Below are 8325 nucleotides of genomic sequence, written 5' to 3' on the forward strand. Positions count from 1 at the left end.
GGCGGGGTACGGCGCCGGACCTCACCGAGCTGCTGCCGCAGTGGCTGGCCACGGCGGGCGCGTACGGCTACCGGGCGCCCGCCTCCGTACTGCCCGCGCTGCTCGACGCGGCGCGGGCGCGTACCGATCTGCGGCCGGGGGCCCTCGCGTTCGCCGGGCCGCGCGGGCTCTGGCTGGCGCGGCTCAATCCGGACTGGAAGTTCGCCCTGCGGGGCGCGCCGGGCGGCTCGTCGCTGCCGGACGTGCACGACCCGGAGGCCGTCAGGGCGCTCTGGCAGGAGGGCCTGTTCGTGGAGCGCGTCACCCTGCTCGGAGCCGTACGGGCGGCGGGACCCGGGGCGGCGCTGGAGTTGCTGGCCTCGACGTGGTCGACCGAACGGGCCGAGGACCGGCTGATGTTCCTCGACTCGCTGCGTACGGGATTGTCCGGGGCGGACGAGCCGTTCCTGGAGCAGGCGCTGTCGGACCGCAGCCGCAACGTCCGCGCCACCGCGGCCGAACTGCTGTCCGCCCTGCCGCACTCCGCGCTCGCCGGCCGGATGGCGGCGCGGGCGGCGACCTGCGTGAGCCTGGACCGTACGGGGGACGGGCCGACGATCGCCGTCGAGGCGCCGCACGAATGCGACGCGGACATGCAGCGGGACGGCGTGGTGGCCGTGCCCCCGGCCGGCCGGGGTGAACGGTCCTGGTGGCTGGGCCAGTTGGTGGAGGCGGCCCCGCTCGCCGTCTGGCCGGAGCGGCTGGGGGGCCGGCCGCCGGAGGAGATCGTCACGCTCGCCGTGCAGGACGGCTGGCGGGACGAACTGCACGCGGCCTGGTGCCGGGCCGCCGTCCGCCAGCGCGACGCCCACTGGTCCCGGGTGCTCCTCGGCCCGCCTTCCGCCCCGCCGGCGACCGGCCCCGGTACGTCGTCCTTCGCGGAGCGCGCCAAGCTGCTGGCCGCGCTGGAGCCCGGGGAGCGGGCGGAGTGGGTCGCCGCGTTCATCGCCGCGCACGGCCTGTCGGAGGCGTTCCAGCTGCTGGGGGTCTGCGCGGTGCCCTGGGCGGACCCGCTCGGCCGCGCGGTGGTCGACGCGCTGGACATAGCCCGGGAGGCGGGAAGCTACCCGTGGAGTTTCAGCGGGGTCATGGGCCTGGCCGAACGCTGCCTGGACCCCTCCGAGGCGAGCCGCCTGGAACTGCTCACGGCCACCCCGGACGAAACGGAGTCCGCGTCCCCGGGGGCCGGAGGCTACTGGTCCGAGGCGTTCCAACGCCTGGTCTCGACGCTCCGGCTGCGCGCCACGATGCAGACGGAGCTGGCGCCCGCCCAGCCCACGCCTCCGGATGCCGCGGCTGCCGGGCCGACGGCCTGACGCCGAGCCCCCAACGCCCCGGCACCCCCTCACGGGTTCACGGAACAGCGCGACCGGCACCCGCCCCTCCGCACCGGACCACCGTCCACGGGGCCGCGTGCGGCCTCCGGACCACCGTCCGCCGGCCGCAGGCGTCCGGGCAGGGCTACGACGAGCGCTCACCCCTCGCTCACCCGGCCTCCCCGCTACCGCGCCACCGCTCAGCACCACGGGACCGCACGACCACCGGCACCGGCATCCGTCCACCAGGGCCCGGGCCTGGGCCCCGGCCCTGGCCACGGGCCACGCGCCACGGGCCCACGTGACTCGGGCACCGGGCCACGGGCAGCCGGCCACCCGGCAGCGGCCCTGTCGCCCCATCGGCATCAGGCTTTCGGGCCGCCCGAACCCGTACCCCCGCCCGACAGGGCGTCACGCCCCCGTCGGCTGGCGGACGTTCGCGTTGACCCAGTCCACGATCGCCGTGGTGGTCGCGCCCGGGGTGAAGATCTCCGCCACGCCCTTCTCCTTCAGGGGGGCGATGTCCGCCTCCGGGATGATGCCGCCGCCGAAGACCTTGATGTCCAGCGCGTCCCGTTCCCCGAGCAGGTCGATGACCTTCGCGAAGAGGGTGTTGTGGGCGCCCGAGAGGATGGACAGGCCGATCGCGTCGGCGTCCTCCTGGATCGCCGTGTCCACGATCTGTTCGGGGGTCTGGTGGAGACCGGTGTAGATGACTTCCATCCCAGCGTCACGCAGCGCACGCGCGATCACCTTGGCCCCGCGATCGTGCCCGTCGAGACCCGGCTTGGCCACCACCACGCGGATCGGACCGGTCACACCCATCACTGCCTCCACAACCGACTGTGCCCTCGTTGGCACGGGTCCCCGCGCCCGCCAAGGCCCGGAGTAGTGAACGAACGTTATCCCCAGCATCCCGCACCCCGCTGTTTCGCGAAGGCCCGCGAGGGGGAAATCACACGTGGGGCCCCGCGCATCGTCCGGGAGGTCTGCCGATGAGGGTGTTGCCTTTCTCCGTGCCGCTCGGGCCGCTGGGGCCGCTCAGGTCACTGCCGCAGATCCCCTTCCAGCCCTTGCTGCGGGCCCTCACCCTCGACCTCGCGATCCTCACCGGCCATCTGATCCTCTACCCGACCGGAATCGCCCAGGAGCGCCGTGCCCCCGACCTGACGCCCGGGACCACCCAGCTCCCCACCGGGGGCCGCTCACGGCCCCCCGTCGTGATGCTGCACGGCTTCATCGACAACCGTTCGGTCTTCCTCCTCCTGCGCCGCTCCCTCTCCCGGCACGGCTGGCGCCACCTCGTGTCGCTCAACTACTCGCCGCTGACCTGCGACGTCCGGGCCGCCGCCGAGCTGCTGGGCCGGCACGTCGAGGAGATCTGCGCCCGCACCGGACACGCCCGGGTCGACGTCATCGGACACAGCCTCGGCGGCCTGATCGCCCGCTACTACGTGCAGTGCCTGGGCGGCGACACACGGATACGGACGCTGGTCACCCTGGGCACCCCGCACGAGGGCACGGCCGTGGCGCCCCTCATGAGCGCCCACCCCGTCGTACGGCAGATGCGGCCCGGCTCGTCCCTGATCGAGGAGCTGCGGGGGCCGGCCCCCGGCTGCCGTACCCGGTTCGTCAGCTTCTGGAGCGACCTCGACCAGCTGATGACACCGATCGGCGCGGCCCGCGTCGCCCATCCCGACCTCCTCAGCCGGAACGTCCGCGTCACCGGCGTCGGCCATCTCGCCCTGCCCGTCCACCCGGCGGTCGTGTCCGGCGTCCGACACGCCCTGGAGCGGGAGGAGTTCGACACGGGGGCCGCGGACACCCGGGCTTCGGGCGGTCGGGGTGGCGACTCGTCCGTCGCCTAGGGATGTCGCGGACACGCCCCAGGGGACGAGCGGCCCGGGCGGAGGCCGTCACGCCCCCCATTTTTCTCGAACACCCCTCGAACGTAGGGCCAAAGCTGTGCCCGCCCTCCCCCGAAACACGGCCGAATGCCCGTTTCCGCGAAACCTAAAACTTGCGGAAGATTGTCGGCGTCGTACAGCGCCGGGTACAGTCGCGGCCATTGCTTTGCTCCGTGGTCCCCACCCACCATCAGGGCCGGCCCCCGGAAGGTTCTGCTGCCGAGGCGAGAGAGAAGTTGGTGAACGACCAGCACACCAACGCCGGGTACACCACGCACGACGGGTACCAGAACGGCAGCTTCCAGACCGACCCTCTCTTCGGCAACCTGCCGGGCGGTTACGAAACCCCCCAGGCCACCGGCGAGTACGACAGCACCCCGTGGGACTCGGGCGCGCACCAAACGGTCGGTACGGCCGGAGTCGGCACGGTCACGTACGACGCCTACGCAGCGCCGCAGTACGACACCACGGGACAGTGGGACGCGGACGCCTGGAACCAGGCGAATCCGCTCACGCGGCAGGACCCCCTGAACCCGCTGGACACGTCGGGGCAGTTCGCGGCCGGGACGACCGGGACCTTCGGCTACGACCCCCAGGGCCACCCCGCGACGGCGCAGTTCGACGTCAGCGCCCTGCAGGCCGGTCAGCCCTACGGATACGACGCGACCGCCCAGTGGGTGGCACCGGTGTACGAGACCGGCGCGTACGACGCCACGGCGTGGAACGGGCAGGAAACCCCGTACCAGCAGGCCGCGTACCCGGACGGGACGCCGTACCAGCAGCCCGAGGAGCAGTACCGGCCCGACGAGCACTACCAGCCCGGGACGGCGTACGAGGCGGACGCCGCGTACGGCCACGACACGCCGTACAGCGCCGACCCCGACACGCAGGACGCCCTCACCGATCTGCCGGACCAGACCTTCCAGGACGACGTGGCGGACGGCGCGGCGGACGACAGCGATCAGCTCGCGGAGCCCGTACCCGCCGCGCACAGCGTGCACATGGAAGAAACCATGACGGCGCCCGCGATCGTTCTCACCCCGCGCCCGGTCGGCCGCTCCGCGAGCGGCGGCAACGGCAGCCGGGGCCGCCGCCGTACCCCCGCCAAGCGCTCCGCCCTCCTCACCGTCGCCGTCCCCTCCGTCTGTGTCATGGGCGTCGCGGGCATCGCCGCCGCCTCCGTCGGCGACCTCTCCGCCGAGGAGAAGCAGGACAACACGGTCTCCACCCAGGCCGCCGACGTCAGCTCCGCGAAGAAGATCGCCGCCGCCAACGCGCGGGTCGACAGCCAGGTCACGGCCATGAGCGCCGACGCCCGCGACTTCGGCGACCGTGCCAGCCGTACGCAGGAGCGCATCGACCTCGCCGCGCGGCAGGAGGCGGAGAAGCAGAAACGCCTGGAGGAGGCGGCGCGCAAGGAAGCGGCGCGCCCCAAGTTCGCCCTCCCCGTGTCGCAGCACGGGCTGAGCGCCTACTTCGGCCAGGCCGGCGTCAACTGGATGTCCGTGCACACCGGGATCGACTTCCCCGTCGCGTACGGCACTCCGGTGATGGCCGCGACGGACGGCACCGTCCGCACGCAGTACAACTCGGCCTACGGGAACATGGCCATCGTGACCTCTCCCGACGGTACGGAGACGTGGTACTGCCACCTCAGCAGTACGAAGTTCCGCTCCGGCACCGTCAAGGCGGGCGACGTCATCGCCTACTCGGGGAACTCGGGCAACTCCACCGGCCCCCACCTGCACTTCGAGGTACGGCCCGGCGGCGGCGCGGCGATCAACCCGCTGCCCTGGCTCCAGAGCCACGGCCTCAACCCGCAGTAGACGCGGCGCCGGCCCACCGCACGGCGGACAGCGACAGGAGAGCCCCGCGCCCGACCCCCGTGAAGGGTCGGGCGCGGGGCTCTCGTCCGTACCGCCCGCTACAGCTTCTCGACCGGCGCGTACCGCAGCAGCAGCCTCTTGGGCTTCTCGTCCCCGAAGTCGACCGTCGCCTGCGCGTCCGCGCCCGTCCCCGTGACCGCCATGACCGTGCCGAGCCCGAACTGGTCGTGGGTCACCCGGTCCCCCACCACCAGGGAGATCACCGGCTTGTCGGTCGTACGCCGCGTGGCGAAGCCGGACGCGCCGCCCGACCGGGAGCGCGCGGCGCCGGACGACAGCGAGGACGTGATGCCGGACGTCGGTCCCGCCGGGATCTGGGCGCCCGTCCGCTTCCACTCCAGGTGGTGTCCCGGGATCTCCTCCAGGAACCGCGACGGCGGGTTGTACGCGGGCTGCCCCCACGCGCTCCGCATCGCGGACCGGGTCAGGTAGAGGCGCTCGCGGGCGCGCGTGATGCCCACGTACGCGAGACGGCGCTCCTCCTCCAGCTCCTTCACCTGGCCGAGGGCCCGCGAGTGCGGGAAGACGCCGTCCTCCAGGCCCGTCAGGAACACCACGGGGAATTCGAGGCCCTTGGCCGTGTGCAGCGTCATCAGCGTGATGACCCCGGAGCCGTCCTCGTCCTCGTCGGGGATCTGGTCGGAGTCCGCGACCAGCGCCACCCGCTCCAGGAACTCGGCGAGCGTGCCGGTCGTGGCGGCGGCGGGCGCGGCGCCCGCGCCGGCCGTGTCACCGGCGTCCGCCGCGGCGGCCCCTTCGGCCTGTGCCCGCTCCTGTTCGAACTCCAGGGCCACCGCGGCCAGTTCCTGCAAGTTCTCGATCCGGGTCTCGTCCTGGGGGTCGGTCGAGGCCTGCAACTCCGCCAGATAGCCGGTCCGTTCGAGCACGGCCTCCAGGACCGTCGCCGGTCCCGCGCCGGACTCCACGACCGTACGGAGCTCCTCCATCAGCGTGTTGAAGCGCTTGACCGCGTTCGACGAGCGGGCCGCCATGCCGTACGCCTCGTCCACGCGCCGCAGCGCCTGCGGGAAGGTGATCTTCTCCCGCAGCGAGAGCGCGTCGATCATCGCCTCCGCGCGGTCCCCGATGCCGCGCTTGGGCACGTTGAGGATCCGGCGCAGCGGCACCGTGTCCTCGGGGTTGGCCAGCACGCGCAGATAGGCCAGCACGTCGCGGACCTCCTTGCGTTCGTAGAACCGCACCCCGCCGACGACCTTGTACGGCAGGCCGACCCGGATGAAGATCTCCTCGAAGACACGCGACTGCGCGTTCGTACGGTAGAAGATCGCGACGTCGCCCGCCTTGGTGTCGCCGGCGTCCGTCAGCCGGTCGATCTCCTCGGCGACGAACTGCGCCTCGTCGTGCTCCGTGTCGGCGACATAGCCGGTGATCAGGGCGCCCGCGCCCGCGTTGGTCCACAGGTTCTTGGGCCGGCGGCTCTCGTTGCGCTCGATGACCGCGTTGGCCGCGCTGAGGATCGTCTGCGTCGAGCGGTAGTTCTGCTCCAGCAGGATCGTCCTCGCGTCCGGGTAGTCCTCCTCGAACTGGAGGATGTTACGGATCGTGGCGCCCCGGAAGGCGTAGATGGACTGGTCGGCGTCACCGACCACACACAGCTCGGCGGGGTCGTCGCCCTCGCCCGAGGGGCCCACCAGCTCCCGTACGAGGGTGTACTGCGCGTGGTTCGTGTCCTGGTACTCGTCCACCAGGACGTGCCGGAAGCGCCGCCGGTAGTGCTCGGCGACGTCCGGGAACGCCTGGAGCAGGTGGACGGTGGTCATGATGATGTCGTCGAAGTCCAGCGCGTTGGCCTCGCGCAGGCGCGACTGGTACATCCGGTACGCCTCGGCGAGCGTCTTCTCGAAACCGTCGGCGGCCCGGTCGGCGTACGTCTCCTCGTCGATCAGCTCGTTCTTGAGATTCGAGACCTGGGCGCTGAAGGCCTTCGGGGGGTGCCGCTTGGGGTCCAGGTCCAGATCACGGCAGACCAGGGCCATCAGGCGCTTGGAGTCGGCGGCGTCGTAGATCGAGAAGGACGACGTGAACCCGAGCTTCTTGGACTCGCGCCGCAGGATCCGTACACACGCGCTGTGGAAGGTCAGCACCCACATGGCCCGCGCGCGCGGGCCGACGAGCTGCTCGACCCGCTCCTTCATCTCGCCCGCGGCCTTGTTCGTGAACGTGATGGCCAGTATCTCGCCGGGGTGCACGCTGCGGGTGCCCAGCAGGTGGGCGATCCGGTGGGTCAGGACGCGGGTCTTGCCCGATCCGGCGCCGGCCACGATGAGCAGCGGGGAACCGGTGTGCACGACGGCCGCGCGCTGTTCCTCGTTGAGCCCTTCGAGCAGCGCGGCCGGGTCCACGACCGTGCGCGGGGCGCCGTCACGGTGGTACGGATCGCGGGGCGGTGGCACGTCGAACACACCTCCGAAGAGGTCGTCGGGGATCGGCTCCGGCGGCTGCCGGTCCTGGTCCTCGGGCGGCGGCGGATGCTCGTCCCCGGAGGGCTGGAGGTCCGCCAGGAAGCTGTCGTCAAAGAGGCTGCTCATCGCTCTCCGAGTCTAGAGCGCCGCACTGACACCCCGCGTCCGCCTCGGGAACCCCGCCGCGCCCGGCGATCGAACATTCACCGTCGAACAGTCACCGAAAGTGACCGTACACTTCCCGGAAAGCGATTCGAACGCCGTTCATGCGGTCACCGTCGCAAAGGTCACGAAAATGTATCGGGCATATCGGCCATCGTCCTTCACATGAGCGCCACACTTTGGCTAGCGTGTTTGACCAGGCACTCCGCATGTCCCTCTGCGGTCCACCGGAAGGAATGCCGATCTTGGCATCGCATCGCAAGTCCCGCGGCACCGGCGGAGTCCGTTCCACCTCCCCCGCCGTCGGGCTCACCACGGCAGCGCTGGCGTCCGTCACGCTCCTCTCGGCCCAGAGCGCCGATGCCGCGCCCTCCGCCGTGTCGCAGCCGTCCGTGGAGGACGTGCAGAAGAAGGTCGACGCGCTGTACCGCCAGGCGGGCGGTACGACGCGGCAGTACACGCAGGCCAAGGAGCCCACGAAGACCGCGAAGGCGGCGAAGCCCGACAGGTCCGACCGGTCCGACCGGTCCGCCCGGTCCGCCCGGTCCGCCCGGTCCAAGGAAGCGGCGGCGGGGACCACCGGGGAGACGCG

The 8325-nt window shown here is 72.0% G+C and carries 5 protein-coding genes and 1 pseudogene; 4 read left to right on the forward strand and 2 right to left on the reverse strand.

All coding sequences use genetic code 11. The features are described 5' to 3' along the window. Positions 1-1355 (forward strand): DUF5691 domain-containing protein (locus GT042_RS04235; RefSeq protein ID WP_161307348.1); only part of this gene is annotated, 1355 nt, incomplete at its 5' end. A 411-nt stretch (positions 1356-1766) separates the two neighbouring features. Here the strand turns inward: GT042_RS04235 and GT042_RS04240 are convergent. Next, positions 1767-2180, reverse strand: a complete 414-nt coding sequence (locus GT042_RS04240; protein WP_161307349.1) for a cobalamin B12-binding domain-containing protein — start codon at positions 2178-2180, stop codon at positions 1767-1769. Between the two features lie 170 nt (positions 2181-2350). Here GT042_RS04240 and GT042_RS04245 point away from each other — a divergent pair, with 170 nt between their 5' ends. Together GT042_RS04245 and GT042_RS04250 are read left to right on the forward strand one after the other, a co-directional pair. After that, positions 2351-3223, forward strand: coding sequence for an alpha/beta fold hydrolase (locus tag GT042_RS04245; protein WP_161307350.1), 873 nt, complete (start codon positions 2351-2353; stop codon positions 3221-3223). Positions 3224-3501: 278 nt separating this feature from the next. Further along, entirely contained in the window at positions 3502-5088 is a 1587-nt protein-coding gene (locus GT042_RS04250) for a M23 family metallopeptidase (RefSeq protein WP_161307351.1), read from the forward strand. A gap of 98 nt (positions 5089-5186) precedes the next feature. Here the strand turns inward: GT042_RS04250 and pcrA are convergent, their stop codons facing one another. After that, complete coding sequence (gene pcrA, locus GT042_RS04255) at positions 5187-7697, reverse strand: DNA helicase PcrA (protein ID WP_161307352.1); 2511 nt, start codon at positions 7695-7697, stop codon at positions 5187-5189. Between the two features lie 272 nt (positions 7698-7969). On the opposite strand from pcrA, the pseudogene GT042_RS38695 reads away from it, so the two are divergent. Beyond that, positions 7970-8325 (forward strand): annotated as a pseudogene (locus GT042_RS38695) (glycoside hydrolase); the annotation flags it as partial.

This window comes from Streptomyces sp. SID3212 (assembly GCF_009865405.1).
In the GTDB taxonomy this organism is placed as follows: domain Bacteria; phylum Actinomycetota; class Actinomycetes; order Streptomycetales; family Streptomycetaceae; genus Streptomyces.